This is a genomic window from Streptomyces sp. Y20, from assembly GCF_043195475.1.
Lineage (GTDB): Bacteria > Actinomycetota > Actinomycetes > Streptomycetales > Streptomycetaceae > Streptomyces.
The window spans coordinates 24,036-37,335 of sequence record NZ_JBIDDP010000020.1; the positions used below are offsets into that span (position 1 = coordinate 24,036).

At 70.1% G+C, this 13,300-nt stretch carries 11 protein-coding genes; 8 read left to right on the forward strand and 3 right to left on the reverse strand.

What is annotated here, in order from left to right; genetic code table 11:
* Positions 1 to 67 precede the first annotated feature (67 nt).
* From ACGFT1_RS33585 to ACGFT1_RS33595, 3 genes are all read left to right on the forward strand, one after another.
* Positions 68 to 949, forward strand: coding sequence for a sensor histidine kinase (locus ACGFT1_RS33585; protein WP_373912762.1), 882 nt, complete (start codon positions 68 to 70; stop codon positions 947 to 949).
* A 44-nt stretch (positions 950 to 993) separates the two neighbouring features.
* On the forward strand, positions 994 to 1,755 hold the full coding sequence (locus tag ACGFT1_RS33590) for a response regulator (protein WP_373912844.1): 762 nt from the start codon (positions 994 to 996) through the stop codon (positions 1,753 to 1,755).
* Positions 1,756 to 1,852: 97 nt separating this feature from the next.
* Entirely contained in the window at positions 1,853 to 2,167 is a 315-nt protein-coding gene (locus ACGFT1_RS33595; protein ID WP_373912763.1) for a hypothetical protein, read from the forward strand.
* A gap of 130 nt (positions 2,168 to 2,297) precedes the next feature.
* Here the strand turns inward: ACGFT1_RS33595 and ACGFT1_RS33600 are convergent, their stop codons facing one another.
* Positions 2,298 to 3,062, reverse strand: coding sequence for an IS5 family transposase (locus ACGFT1_RS33600; protein ID WP_373912764.1), 765 nt, complete (start codon positions 3,060 to 3,062; stop codon positions 2,298 to 2,300).
* A gap of 196 nt (positions 3,063 to 3,258) precedes the next feature.
* Between ACGFT1_RS33600 and ACGFT1_RS33605 the strand changes: the two genes are divergently transcribed.
* The 3 genes from ACGFT1_RS33605 (at position 3,259) to ACGFT1_RS33615 (ending at position 6,942) form a co-directional block, all read left to right on the forward strand.
* Positions 3,259 to 4,080, forward strand: coding sequence for an ATP-binding cassette domain-containing protein (locus tag ACGFT1_RS33605; protein WP_373912765.1), 822 nt, complete (start codon positions 3,259 to 3,261; stop codon positions 4,078 to 4,080).
* Positions 4,077 to 4,733, forward strand: coding sequence for a hypothetical protein (locus tag ACGFT1_RS33610; protein WP_373912766.1), 657 nt, complete (start codon positions 4,077 to 4,079; stop codon positions 4,731 to 4,733). Before ACGFT1_RS33605 ends, ACGFT1_RS33610 begins: the two co-directional genes overlap by 4 nt.
* 1,579 nt (positions 4,734 to 6,312) lie before the next feature.
* Positions 6,313 to 6,942 (forward strand): ricin-type beta-trefoil lectin domain protein, encoded by a 630-nt coding sequence (locus ACGFT1_RS33615; protein WP_373912767.1) that lies wholly within the window; start codon positions 6,313 to 6,315, stop codon positions 6,940 to 6,942.
* Positions 6,943 to 7,407: 465 nt separating this feature from the next.
* Here ACGFT1_RS33615 and ACGFT1_RS33620 read toward each other — a convergent pair whose 3' ends face one another.
* Both ACGFT1_RS33620 and ACGFT1_RS33625 read right to left on the reverse strand, forming a co-directional pair.
* The gene (locus ACGFT1_RS33620; protein WP_373912768.1) at positions 7,408 to 7,776 is read right to left on the reverse strand and encodes a hypothetical protein; all 369 of its coding nucleotides are present in this window, start codon (positions 7,774 to 7,776) and stop codon (positions 7,408 to 7,410) included.
* A 197-nt stretch (positions 7,777 to 7,973) separates the two neighbouring features.
* Positions 7,974 to 8,870: a transcriptional regulator gene (locus tag ACGFT1_RS33625; RefSeq protein WP_373912769.1), complete on the reverse strand. Its 897-nt coding sequence runs from the start codon at positions 8,868 to 8,870 to the stop codon at positions 7,974 to 7,976.
* A gap of 571 nt (positions 8,871 to 9,441) precedes the next feature.
* Between ACGFT1_RS33625 and ACGFT1_RS33630 the strand changes: the two genes are divergently transcribed.
* Positions 9,442 to 10,752, forward strand: a complete 1,311-nt coding sequence (locus ACGFT1_RS33630) for a hydrolase (protein ID WP_373912770.1) — start codon at positions 9,442 to 9,444, stop codon at positions 10,750 to 10,752.
* A 289-nt stretch (positions 10,753 to 11,041) separates the two neighbouring features.
* A complete protein-coding gene (locus ACGFT1_RS33635) occupies positions 11,042 to 13,291 on the forward strand; it encodes a HAMP domain-containing protein (protein WP_373912771.1) in 2,250 nt (749 codons plus the stop codon).
* Positions 13,292 to 13,300 lie beyond the last annotated feature (9 nt).

Genomic DNA, 13,300 nt, shown 5'->3' on the forward strand with positions numbered 1-13,300 from the left:
ACGGTCATCCTGGCGATGTACGGGGTGGCCCCGGAGAGGGACGCCCGCTCCTCGGCCGACTGGCACGATGGACGACGTGTGGAGATCGGAGACGGGCTGGCTACTCATCGCCCTGGTGACCGTGAGCGTGGCGGTGACCGGGGGCGCCACCCTGTTGCTGGCGCGCGCTCGCCGCCGCTACCGCAAGGTCTTGGAGGACCGGCGCTGGTTGCTGGAGCGCGAGCGGGAGGCTGCCGCCCGCACGGCGGTGGCCGCAGAACGTTCCCGCATTGCCCGGGAGTTGCACGACATCGTCAGCCATAAGGTCAGCCTGATGGTCGTCCAGGCGACCGCCGCCCGCGAGGTGCTCGCCATCCTGCCGGACGCGGCTGAGACCGCGCTACAGGCCGTAGAGGGTGCCGGACGCGACGCGATGACCGAACTGCGGCACCTGCTGGGCCTATTGGCACCGTCGCCCAACGGCGACGACGACCGAACCGAGCGCGACGGCGAAGGTGACCCCTCCGCACTAGCCCCTCAGCCGAGCCTGCGGCAGCTAGGCGCCCTCGTCGACCGGATCGCCTTCGCCGGCCTCCCGGTCGAGGTGCGCATCTCCGGGGAACCACGCCCATTGCCGCCCGGCATCGACGTCACCGCCTACCGGATCGTCCAGGAGGCGCTGACAAACGCACTCAAGTACGGCGACCGCGGCACGGCGACCGTGGTGGTGCGCTATGCGGACCACGGTCTACGGGTCGAGGTGCTCAACAGCGGGCCGAGCGTGCTGTCCGCTGGCCCCGCGAGTACGGGAGCCCGATCCGGTGGCCACCAGCGCCGGAACGACGGAGCGGGACACGGCCTGATCGGTCTGCGCGAGCGCGTCGCCGTCTACGGAGGCCACTTCGACGCCCGTCGCCGCGTCGGTGGCGGGTACCGTGTCCGCGCACGCATCCCTCTGGAGCGCCCGTGACCCAGCCCGCCGCCGACCGCGGCACCCCCCATGCCCCGAACCGGATCCCGGACAGCCAGGAGCAGGAACCGGACCCGAGCAAGAAAACCGTCGCGCCCCGAGTCCTCATCGCCGACGACGAGGAACTCATCCGAACCGGCTTCCGCCTCATCCTCACCTCGCGCGGCATCGAGGTCATCGGCGAGGCCGCAGACGGCGCACAGGCCATCTCGGAAGCCGAACGGCTACGCCCAGACGTTCTTCTGATGGACATCCGCATGCCCAAACTGGACGGCCTGGAAGCCGCCAAGCGCGTCCTGCGGCTACTCCCTCGCTGTCGGGTCCTCATGCTCACCACGTTCGACCTCGACCGCTACGTCTACGCGGCGCTCGCCGCCGGGGCGAGCGGATTCCTGCTCAAGGACGTCACCGCCGCACACCTCGCCGCAGCCGTGCGACTCGTGAACACGGGCGACGCGCTGCTCGCCCCCTCGATCACCCGCCGCCTAGTCGAACGCTACGCGACCACCCAGGAGGCCGAAGCCGAGGCGGCTCACCGCCCCGCCACTGCGGCAACCGGGCACGGTACACCCCCGCTGCACCGGGACCTCGCTCCGCTAACACCCCGCGAACGCGAAGTGCTGGTCCTCATGGGCCGGGGCCTGTCGAACACCGAACTCGCCGACACCCTCACCCTCAGCGAGGCCACCGTGAAGACCCACGTCGCCCGGATCTTCGCCAAGCTCGCCCTGCGCGATCGCGCCCAAGCCGTCATCCTCGCCTACGAGACGGGCCTGGTCACCCCCGGCAGTTCTACCGCCGAATGACCCCCTTCCCCAGTACGCAGCATCGCCGCCCGCCAATCCTCTTCTCACACCGATCGACGCGGTTACGGGGACCGTTCAGGAGCCGAGCGCCCTGCTGGTGGGTCGCTACGACACGGCGGGCCGTCTCCATCTGGTCGTCCTGACCGCACCGCTGCCGGCTGCGGCACGCCGGGCGGTGGGAGCCCTGCTGACCCTGGCGGGAGCCGATCACCCGTGGCACGGCGTCCGCTTCTCGGCCGGCTCAGGGCGCGGCGATCTCGACTTCACCCTCGTGCAGCCGGGGCTGGTCGCCGAGTTCCTCGCCGATACCGCGGTCGATGAGGGCCGCTGGAGGCATCCGGTTCGCTTCGTCCGCGTCCGCGACGACCTGGACATCGACGATCTGCCCCTCGTGGCCCCGGGGCGGGCGTGACCGCAGCCGGTGCAGGGCGTTGCCACAGGCGTGGACGGCTTCGAGGACATGGACGACCTTTGGGACTGGGTGAACGTGCACGCTCGGATTGCGATTCAGGCCATTCCTATGCAGTGAGCTCTTTCCACCCTCAGTTTGAGCTGGCCAGATGCAGGCAGAGGACGGCCTGAACAAGACTCGTGATGCGGGTGGTCGAGCAGCGGAGTCTGCGGAGGAGGCGCCAGGACTTGAGGGTGGCGATGGCCTGCTCGACGAGGGCCCGGATCTTGGCGTGGGAACGGTGGACGGCCTGCTGGCCGGTGGAGAGGCTGTCCCATCGGCCGCGGTAAGGGAGACGGACCGTGTCGCCTGCACCCTGGTAGCCCTTGTCTGCCCAGCAGCTGATGCCGGCCTCGGCGAGTGCCTCGATGATGCCGTGCTCGCGCGCGGCCCGGACGTCGTGGACGGCGCCGGCCAAGGCTGGTGAAGCCCACATCAGACGCCCCTTCGGATCGGCTATGACCTGCACGTTCATGCCGTGCTTCTTGTGTTCGCCCGAGTAGAACGGGCGGTCGGCGGCGACTCGGTCGATGGGCAGGAGCGTCCCGTCAAGGATCACGTACGCCTTCGTCGACGCCGCTCGTACGGCTTCGGCGAGGGTGGGGGCGAGGGCAGCGAGGAGGTTGACGGCCTCGGTGATGTATCGGTAGGCGGTGGTGGTGCCGATCCCGAATCCGGCCGCGAGCTGGGCGTAGGGCTGGCCGTTGCGCAGGTGGGCGAGGGTGAGCAGGGCCTGTCGGCCTGCGTTCAGGCGCCGCCATCGGGTTCCGAGAGCGCGGCGGTGTTCTTTCAGACGGGCGGCGAGGAAGCGCAGGGCCGTGCTGGACACGTCGACGCCGGACGGGTAGACAAGCATGCGAAGCCTCTGGTGGAGACGGTTGTCTTGGTCGAAAACCCATCTACCAGGGGCTTTACCTGCCTGTCAGCTTAACTGCCAAGCCTGTCCGCCAGGCTGGAAGGACCAGGCGTGTAGGCCACAGTGAGGAGTCGAGTTGTTACGTTGTCAGGCGGTCGGTAAACGGTACGGCGGAGGACGATGGATCCTCAGTGACGTGGACATGGAAGTCGCGACCGGTGACGTCCTCGCGGTGGTCGGCAGCAATGGTTCGGGGAAGTCGACCTTGCTGAGGATCCTCGTCGGACTGTCGCAACCCACCACCGGGAGCGTGTCGGGCCGACCACCGCGCATCGGTTACGTACCGGACCGCTTCACCGGCCATGACCGCATCTCGGCGATCTCCTATCTCACTCACATGGGGCGTATCCGTGGCCTGTCAGGCTCCGCCGCCCGTGCCCGAGGCCATCAACTGCTGGAGCGGCTGTCCCTGGTGGGCGGGGGGAACGCGCCGCTGCGCACGCTGTCGAAGGGCAACGCGCAGAAGGTGGCGCTCGCCCAGGCCCTCCTTGTCCAGCCCGACCTGCTGGTCCTCGACGAACCCTGGTCAGGTCTGGATGCCTCGGCCCACGGTGTCCTCGCCGAGTTCATCGACGAAGTGGCTGCACAGGGCGGAGCAGTGGTCTTCACCGACCACCGCGAGGCGATCACCCAGACGCACGCCCGCGGCGCCTACACCATCAGCGACGGCCGGGTCACCTCGCACTGCGGCCGGCACGCCGGGAGCCGCACCTCGATGGTCGAGCTGGTCTTGACCGTGCCGCCCACCGGCGTCATGCCGATCGACGTGAACTGGTCCGCGCTGCCGGGTGTGACGGACACCGCCCAGCGCGGCGGGGAGGTCGTCCTGCGGGTGGCGCGAGAGCACTTGGACGCCGTGCTGCTGACGGCACTGCAGCACCGGTGGTCGGTGGCCGGCCTGGCCGGGGCTGCGGACGAACACAGTTGCCGGGCCGATGCGTGGCGGACCGCCCTGTGATCGCGCTGGTCCGCTATATGTCCACGGTGCTGCTGCTCTCCCAGCGCTACCTCGCGCCGCTATTGCTGTTCCTCGGCCTGGTGGCCGTGCTGACCAGCAGTGACACCGGCCCGCTCACCGCGACCTACGCCGCGGTGGCCGGGGCCATGCTGCCGTGCTCGGTCTGGCTGACCATCACACTGATCGGTCTCGAGGACCAGGCGCACCGCTCGATCGTCGTCGTCAGCGCCGGCGGCCCTCTACGCGTCCTGCTCGCGACGGTCGGGACGGCCGCCCTAGGGTGCCTGCTGCTGACGTCTGCCGGCCTGGTGCTGCCACTGCTGTTCGCAACCCACACACCCGGCCTCGCGGATCTGGCGCTGGGGACCGCGGCCCAACTCACCTGCGCCTTCACCGGCATCGCCATCGGAGCGGTCTGCTCGCGGCTGGTATTCCGACGGCAGGGCTACGCGCTCGTCCTCGCCCTGGTGCTCCTCCTGGCCGTTCTGCTGGGCAAGGGCGTTTCCCCGGTCAACATCATGCTTACCCACCTGCAGAACGCGTCGGACTCGGCGGACGCCCTGGCACCCACGGGTGCCCTGCTCGCCGTCACCGCGGGCTTCTTGGCGGCCGCAGTTGCTATGACACAGGCGATCACCCGCAGAAAGGCATGAACTCTGCGGCGGTGTGCCCGCACCGGCGCAGGCTGCGCAGCGCCGTCCGGTAGAACGCATGCCCCGCCGTCCTGGCCGCTTCGGTGAGTGTGGGGGAGCGAAAACGCCCAGGAGCTCGACGCCTCGGTGATGTAGCGGTCGGCAATGGGCGAGTGCCGAAACCGGCCGCGAATTGCCCGTGGGAGTACCCATTGCGCAAGTGGGCGAGGGTGAGCAGGGCCTGCCGGCCTGCGCTCAGGCGCCTTCAACGGCTGCCGATCGACCGTAAGTGCGCGCGCAAACGGGTCCCATTGAACTGCCATAAGGCAGGTTGGAAAAGGCTCAGTCCTTCGAAGCCGCCGCCTGACCCATCAATTACAAAAGACTCTCTTGGAGTGGCCTCGGGACCGATTGTGTTCCGAGGCCACTCCGTGTTTATGGTCGGGTTCTGGAGAGGGTGTCAACTCTGTTAAGGGCGACCGATGGAATTCGCCTCCCACAGCTGATGATTCGTCAGTTCGGGTCCGCGCGTGGCAGTCCGGTCCCCGGGCCGGGGTGGCCGGCCTCCCGTGCGGAGCGGCTCGGCGGCCCCGCCGGGTGGTGCCGTCCACGGCCAGGGCCACGAGCGCTGCGATCCCTCGCTCAAGCCTCGTCCCCGCACGTCCCGGAGAGGATCGGGCAGCGCTTGCTGGGCGGGGGAGCGGCTCTCACGGCGCCATACAGCCGATCTTGAAAGGTGGGTCCCGATGGGTCTGGTCTCCGACGGCCTGGACCGCGCCGTGTAAGGCCTCGCCCGGTGATCCTCCCTGCCCACCCGTGACGACGGCGACGTGGGCGGCAGCTGGCGGGGCATGATCCGACGCTTCATGAGCGCGGCCACCGTGACGGCTGCCGTCCTCGCCACCCTCGTCTCGGCCTCGCCGGCCCCCGCGGTAGTCGCACCGCACAAGCCCCGGGCCTGCAACACCCAAGGGGCCGACGCGGCAGTGCCTACCACCGCCCCCGTGCACCTGCGCGCGGGTATGGGCACCCGTTACCGCTCCCTGGCTGTCCTGGCGACGAACACCGACTTCTGCGCCCAGTGCTGGGGCATCACGACCGACCACGTGTGGTGGGCGTACGGCGAGGTCGTCTCCGGCCGGTACGCCGGCTTGGCGCCATCTGACCCGCTTGTGGGGCGCCCTTGTCATGAGGGGTGCACGGCCCGGGTCGGCCCCTTGGCCCCCCCACCATCGGCAGGCCAGCCGCCGACGTCGGCCCCGGTCGAGACAGGTGTCAGAGGCCGGCATCCCTCAGTCTGCCGGAGCGGGTGGCACGGGGTACCGGCCAGCAGAGAACCTTCCGAAGAAGGAACCCGCGGTCAGGCGTAGGCCGCCATCACAGGCGCTCTGTGCGCCGCGCTGAGGGGGCCCCGGACGCCCCTCGACGCCCTCGTGGGGCCGCGAGGGGCGCGGCGTGGGCTTCAGGGCGCAGCAAGGCCCTTGGTTCGCTGTTGGGGTGACAAGCGGCTGTTGTTTTCTGACCGGTGTGGGGTGGGTCGGCTGTTGTGGAGGTGGCTGTTCCCACAAGGGGGAGAGGTGAAATGTTCTATTCTCAAGTCTTGATCAACTTCCTTGTGTGCCTCAAACCCTCTCACCTAGAATCAAAAGCGCGCGGGGGATTTTTGCTCTTTCTACCCTCCCTCGCCTTTGATTCAGAACGAACGGGGAGAATCATGATTATGGCGTCGAAAATGCGCGCTGTCCTAGCGCTAGCCGCAGTCCCGGCGATTCTGGCCGCCGTCTCTACACCTGCATCGGCATCCGACGATATTGTATGGCGTAACAAACACACAGGTGGTTGTCTCCGAGTCTGGAATGATGCCAGCGTCGACAGTAGCGCCGGGGCCATGGTGCATTGCGTCGACGTCTCCAAGGGGCCCAGCCTCAGTTGGGACGACTCGCAGAGTAATCTCCAGAACGCGAACGGCGCTTGGAAGATCACCACCAGAAACACGTTTTTCTATGGCCGCTGCCTGGCCAGCTGGTACGCCGACGGGAGTGGCGTTGGAAAGGTCTACATCGAGCCCTGCGGCAGTCCGGCGAATTACTACCAGCAGTGGTATGAGAACTGGACAGGCGACGGCATGCAAATCGTCAACCGGCAGACCGGCCTGTGCCTCGACGGTGACGCCAATGGCGCCGTCTACACCAATAAGTGCAATGGTAGTGACTGGCAGATCTGGCAGTGATTAAGCCGCGGCGCAGGACCCGAAAGCCGGTCCTGCGCCGCACCGCCGTCGCGGTCAACATCCTCCAGCTACGGACCGGCTGTTACGACGACACAAAACTCCGGCGCAGGCCGTTCATTTCGGGGAGAAGGTCTATCGGAAGTCCCTTGAGGGCGGGCGCCGGTATTTCGGCTTGCCGGATTGAAGTGCGGGTGATATTTGGTGTCCCATTCCCGGTCCTCCGGGGTGGGGCATCGTTTGTGATTCCCCCGGTGCATCAGGCGATGCACCGGGGGGAGGGGGCTGGTGCCTGCGGCACCACTCGGGAAGGAGCGCGGGTCAGCCGATCTCGGCGGCGTCGGCGGTGGTGGACGAGGTGGAGGCGGCGCGCTGGGTGACGGTGCGGCGGCGTGCGGGGGCTCAGGGACGCAACCTGTGGGGCGGCCCTGAGGCCGGGCGGCGGACCAATGCGGGGGGCGTCAGGGTTCAGGTGCGTGTGGTGAGTCGTGTGAGTGCCGCGTCGTATCGTGCCTGGACTTCTGGGTTCGCCGATGCCCGCAGGAGGGCGGTGAGTGCCCGTAGCGCGCCGTCGTCGTAGCCGGCCGCTTCCGCTTCCCGGGCGGCGAGGTCGAGCTGGGTGATGCCCTCGGCCTGATTCCCGAGTGCTTCTCCCTTGATGGCGAGCAGCAGGATGTGGGGGATGTCGGTTGTCTCGGGTCGGTGCTCGAAGCGCCGCTGCCCAGGTTGGGGCTTGGCTCGTCCTGATAGCCCGCTGCGAGGAGAAGTCTGCCTGTTCCCCCGCCCGGTCGCGGGCTGGTTAGGGCCGTGTCTCGCGCGGGTGATCTCCGGCCTCACGCCGTAACACCTTTGCGTCGGGGCGGGTTTGGCAGGCATGACCCCACTGACCCTCGCAGCGGCGCGGGATGGGTGATCAAGCGCGCGCTGCGGGCGAGCGTGTGCACACAGATCGATTGAGTCGGATGCCGGGCCGGACCAGCGGAGCCCGTCCCCGCACCGAACCATCGCCTGGCGCCTGTGCCGCAGTACGGGCGTCAGAGGGCCTGTGCTACGGCGGTGTGCAGCTCGCGTACGCCGCTGGTGCGTGGGTGTCGTTCGGCGAGCTCGGTGACGATGTGGCGGATCGCGGGTCGGTCGCGGACTTCGCCGGGGCTGGCGCGGTAGGCGTCCAGCAGTGCGCGGGTGGTCTGTTCAGGCCGCTGCCAGGCCCACCAGGCGCGTGCCATGTCGGTGCCCAGGCGGGCTCTGCGTTCGCCGGTGGGAAAGCGCTCAGGGCGCAGGTTCTTCCCGGCGTCGAGTGCGGCGCCGGCGTCGCCGAGTGCCCAGTGCACGCCGACCGCGTATAGGCCGACGGCGGCTGGGCTGATGGTGAACAGCCGGCCGGCGGGGAGGGACTGGGGCAGGCGGCGGGCGGCGCGGCGGGCCTCCTTGGTCATCGCCAGGGCCTCGGCGCGCTGCCCGGCCCGGGCGGCGGTGTAGGCCAGGGTGCACAACATCTGCGCGTAGGCGGCCGTTGTGGCGTCGGTGCGCAGCCCGCTCGCCTCGAGGTCGTCGGTTGCCGAGGACATCAGGCGCTGGACAGCGCCGTGCTGGCTCTGGTGGCGCAGGACGATGGCCAGTTCACGTGCTGCGGCCGCGGCTGCGAGCGGGGAGCCGGAGATCTCGGCCCAGGTGCGGGCGCGGTCCGCGGTGAGCCGGGCACGGTCGTAGGAGCCGAGCTTGATGAGAACGGTGGAGGCGATGCTGTACACGGCGGACAGCCAGGCCTGGTCGAGGCTGCGGCGGGAGCCGGCGGCGTGGTGCGCGTCGGCGATGAGGCCGGGCATGGCGGCCAGGAGCCGTGCGTGCTCACCTTGGTCGTACAGTGCGCGGGCGCCCACCAGGCGGCGCTCCAGCGGCCCCGCACCGTGCGGGGGTATCGGCCAGGGCATCGTCCAGGCCCACCAGCAGGGCGGCGGGGCCTGCGGCCGCCGCGGCGGCGAGCAGCGTACGGCGGCGCATGGGGTCCTTCTCGGCGTCACGCTGGCTGGCCGTCACTCTAGTGGCCGCCGTGGCGGTAGCGGGCGGTGGCGCGAGGGATGCCATGAGAATGTGCCGGGGCACGCCGACTTCTTGTGCGGCACGGTGCACAGGGCCAGGTCCGCGATCTGGGTGCGGCGCTCCAACCGGGAGACGGTGGCGGGCGTGCAGCCGATCCGGTCTGCGAGCACGGCCAGCGTCCAGCAGCGGTGCCGGCGTCCGATCCGGATGAGCGCGCCGGGGCGCCGCTACGCGGCTGACTGCAGTGCTGTCCTGCTGTTCCAGAGCGGGTCAACGGGCACGCGTCCCTCCCACACCGCACGAAGTGGCCTGGGCGTTGGAATTCGCTACGGCGGCATCCCGGGTGGGTGAGTCCGCGTGCTGCCGCGGCGGTACGGTGTGCGGCAGTCGATCGCGCGTTCTGCGATCGCTGACCGACTAGGGGGTTTTATGACACACCGCCGCCCGCGCCACCGTCGTGGAGTGATCGCCAGAGCGGTCGGCTCGGCGGGTGCGCTGGCCGTCGCGCTGGCCATGGGGACGACGCCGGCGATGGCCGCCGGGAAGACGCCCGACCAGCCTTCGGCCACCGGGTCCCCGGCGGACACGCCCGCCCCGAAGACACCCTGGGCGCCTGAGAACGACGAGCTGCCGCTGCACCACAAGCCCGTCCATCCCGGGGCGCTCGCGTCCGCCCGCACGGCAGGGTCCGGTCTCCAGCTCACCATGCCCGCGCCGACCGGGCCGAACAGCGTGGGCATGGTCGGCCTGCACCTCGTCGACTCGTCCCGTACGGATCCGTACGTGGGCGGCAAGCGCGAGTTGATGGTGTCGCTCTTCTATCCGGCCACCTCGACGTCCGGGCACTACCAGGCGCCGTGGATGCCGTCGGTCTCCGGCGCCCACTTCCTCGGTACACGCGGGCTGTCGCCGCAGCAGGTGACGCTGCCCAAGACCGCGGGCCATGTCCTCGCCCCGGTCAAGACCTCGCTCGGCAAGCTGCCCGTCCTGCTGTACTCGACCGGGCTGCACTCGGACCGCGCGATGGGCACCGCGCTCGCCCAGGACCTCGCCAGCCGCGGCTACCTCGTCGTCATCGTGGACCACACCCATGACGCCAACGAGGTGCAGTTCCCCGCCAACCGGCTCGAACTCAACAGGATGCCTTCGGGCGCCCACTCCTCCGACACGCTCAAGGTGCGCGCGGCCGACATCAAGTTCGTCATCAACGGGCTCGGCAAGATCAGCAGTGGCGGCAACCCGGACTACGGCCACGCGACGCTGCCCTCCGGGCTGTCGAAGAACGTGGACATGTCCCGTATCGGGATGTTCGGCTGGTCGCTGGGCGGCGCGGCGGTCGACACCGCCATGCAGCTCGACAAGCGGATCGCCGCCGGTGTCAATTTGGACGGCCAGTTCTTCGGGACGGCGCCGAGCAAGGACCTCGACCGGCCCTTCATGCTCTTCAGCTCCGGCTCCCACAACCGCAACAACGACTCGTCGTGGCGGACGCTGTGGTCGCACTTGAAGGGGTACAAGGTCGACATCAAGCTGAAGGGCGCGGCGCACCTGTCGTTCAGTGACAACGAGTACCTGGTGCCGCAGTGGGCGCGCCTGGTCGGGATGTCCCAGACCCAGGTCCAGCAGCAGTACGGCACGATCGACCCGAACCGGGCGGTGAAGGTCCAACGCGACTACCTCGCCGCGTTCTTCGACCAGGAGCTGCGCAAGAAGCACAGCACCCTGCTCGACGGGCCCACCAGCAAGTACCCGGAGATCTCCTTCGTCCCGTGACGGGACGGCTGACCGGACATCCGAAGGGCCGGGCCCGCTCGTGGGTCCGGCCTTCGGCGCGTGCGGGGCCCAGCATGTGCCGCCGCCGCGCGGAGTCCTGCTGTCTACTACGACACACAGCGCCAAAGTGTGATGGTGTTGCGAGCACCGCGAGCTAGAATGTTCGCCTTGTCGAACATTTGGGCGCTCGGCGCCAGTTGAGGAAGGACCCGCTCCCCTGTCCTCCGCACCCCGTGCCCCGCGCCGGCACCGCACTCGCCGCCGCGCCGATATGCCGATGCTCGGCGGGGTGCGCCCGCCGATAGCCTCACTGGTCGTACTCCTGCTGGTGGTCGCCGCCCTGACCGTGATCGGCCTCGAGGGCATCCACACCGGTGGCGTCCCCCAGGCCGTGCTGGACGGGGAGCAGCGGATCGCCGCGGACACCGCGGTGTCGATGCGCACCGCAATCGAAGCCGAGGCGGGCACGGTACGACGTAAGGCCCACGCGTACCCGGCGACGAGCACATCGACCCCCACGACGACGCTCAAGGCGCTGACCTCCGGCAGGAAGGCGTTCCTCGGCCGTGCGCTGCTCGACGCGCGCACCGGCAAACTGCTGGCGACCGGCGGCAGGACCGTGCCACTGGCCGGGGTGGACGTCGCCAGGACGGCGTCCGGGCACGGGGAGATCCCGCCCCGGCTGGTGACGTCGGGCGGCACGCGGGAAATGCTGTACTTCGCCAGGGTCACGCTGCCCGCGCAGGACGACCCCGACCAGGACCAGTACCAGGCGCAGAACGGGACGGAGCGGCAGTGGCTGCTGGTGGTCTCCGAGGCGCTCCCCGCCCTCGCGGCGTACGGCGACGGACGCACCGCACAGGCGCTGGACGCGAGCGGCACAGTGCTCGCCACCGCGGTCCGCGGCAAGGCCTCGCCGGCCGCTGCCCACAGCGGTCTGTCCGCGGCGGCGACCCGCGCGGCGAACGGGTCGGGGAGTGACACCGACGCCTCGGGAAGCCTGCTGGGCGCCGCCACCGGCAGCCGGCGCACCGTGGCCGCCTGGGCCCAGGTCGCCTCGACGACCGGTCCGGGCACAACCGACGACCTTGGCCTGGTGGTGCTCACCTCCCGCACGGTGCCCGTCACGACCACCGCCGCCGACTACTCGCGTTTCGCGCTCGAGGCAGCCGGGGCGCTGGCCGTGGTCGCGCTGCTGCTCGGGCTGGCGTTGTACTTCTCCGTGCAGCAGCCACTGCTGCGGCTCTACCTGTCCGCCGGCCGCCTGGCCCGGGGCGCGACCGGAGACGGGCCGGCCGCGTCGGAGGAGCTGTCCAGGCCGGTTCCGGTGCACGGCTTCGGGGAGCTCGCCCGGATCGGGCGGGCACTGGACTCACTGCGTCGGCAACTGCTCGGCGAGAGCGGCCCGCAGGAGTTCCCGGCCCGGCGCGGACCGGGCTACCGGGCGCTGGCCGTGGTCTGCCTGGTGGTCGTGGCCTGCTGGTCGGTTCCGATGGTCTTCCTGCTGAACCGGGCGGACACCGCGACCGCGGTTCCGGCTCCGGTCCTCGCCGACCAGCAGGCGCGCACCGAGATCGCGACGCATCGGATCCGGCAGTCTCTCGATCAGTCGTACACCGACCTGAGCGACGCGGCCGCGAGTCTGGCGGGCAGGAGCAGGGACGCCCAGACCGAGGTCCTGCGGCAGTCCCTCGCGGACCACAGGCAGTACCGCTCGCTGTATCTCCTGGACCGCTCGGGGGGCATCACGCTGAGAGTGGGCGGCACACCGCTGCGGACCCTCGTCCACGTGCCCCGTGGCGGCGGGATCACCACGGTCAACACCTCGGGCCGGATCCCGGCGATCGCCGCCTACGCCCAGGTCCGGGCCGTCAAGGGCAAGGCCCCGGCGGCCGGGGTGGTGCTGTTCGGCGAGATCGACGTGAAGGCGCTCAACTCCATCCTGCCCAGGCCGAAGCTGGGCAGCGTCTGGGTGACGGACGGCCACGACAGGGTGCTGGCGGCGAGCGTGGGCTACCGCGCCTTCCAGTCGCTGCCCGACTCCGGCCTGACCCGGCTCGTCCGCACCACCCAGGGCGCCCCGGGCACCACGGGCACCGCCACCTCGGCGGTGCACAGCACCTCCTCCGGACCGTCGGTCGACGCCGCCGCACCGCTGGCGCAGAGCGGCCCGACGGCCCGCCTCGGCTGGCACGTGGTGACCGCGGAGCCCGCGGCGGCGCTCCAGATCCCCGCGGTGCAGGCCGAGCAGCGCACCATGCTCGCCGGCATCCTGGGCCTCGCCGTGGCCGCGGCCTGCCTGGGCTGGCTGCACGTCGTGGTGGTCCGGCCGCTGCGCGCGGTCGCCGTGCTCGTCGAACGGCTCGCGGGCGGGGACCGCCGCACCGTGCTGCACCCGGTCAACCACGACGAGATCGGCTCGGTCACCCGCGGCCTGGAGCTGGTGCGCCAGACCCTGGCGGAACAGGACCGGGCGGCCAGGTCCGGCCACGCCGCCGCGCCGCCGCGGTCCCTGCGTGAGAACACCCTCCAGCGGTAGAAGGACGGA